Origin of the sequence: Xenorhabdus bovienii, from assembly GCF_024721015.1 — a bacterium.
GTDB lineage: Bacteria > Pseudomonadota > Gammaproteobacteria > Enterobacterales > Enterobacteriaceae > Xenorhabdus > Xenorhabdus bovienii.
The window spans coordinates 1-331 of sequence record NZ_JANAIF010000373.1 but is presented as its reverse complement, the minus strand read 5'-3'; the positions used below and the strand labels follow the sequence as shown (position 1 = coordinate 331).

Genomic DNA, 331 nt, shown 5'->3' with positions numbered 1-331 from the left:
TTCTCCTCGGCATCCCGTGCCGCCTGTTCGCTGGCAATCAGTTTATCGGTGCGGGTGTTGCTGTCCGCGATGGCCTGAGTGCGTGATCCCTGTTCGTTGGCAATCAGTTTATCGGTACGTTTGTTGCTGTCCGTGATAGCCTGTGCACGTTCATTACGTTCTGAATTAATATTGTTTTGTAAAATATTATCAACCGCATCCCGTGCGGCCTGTTCGTTGGCAATTAACTGATCGGTGCGTTTGTTGCTGTCGGTGATGGCCTGTGTTCGGGTTGTCTGCTCGGTATCAATACGCCCATGCAGTTTATTCTCCTCGGCATCCCGTGCCGCCT

1 protein-coding gene is annotated in these 331 nt (G+C 52.0%); it reads right to left on the bottom strand.

What is annotated here, in order from left to right:
- A partial coding sequence (locus NXS07_RS21060; RefSeq protein ID WP_258087641.1) for a hypothetical protein occupies nt 1-331 on the bottom strand: 331 nt, incomplete at both ends.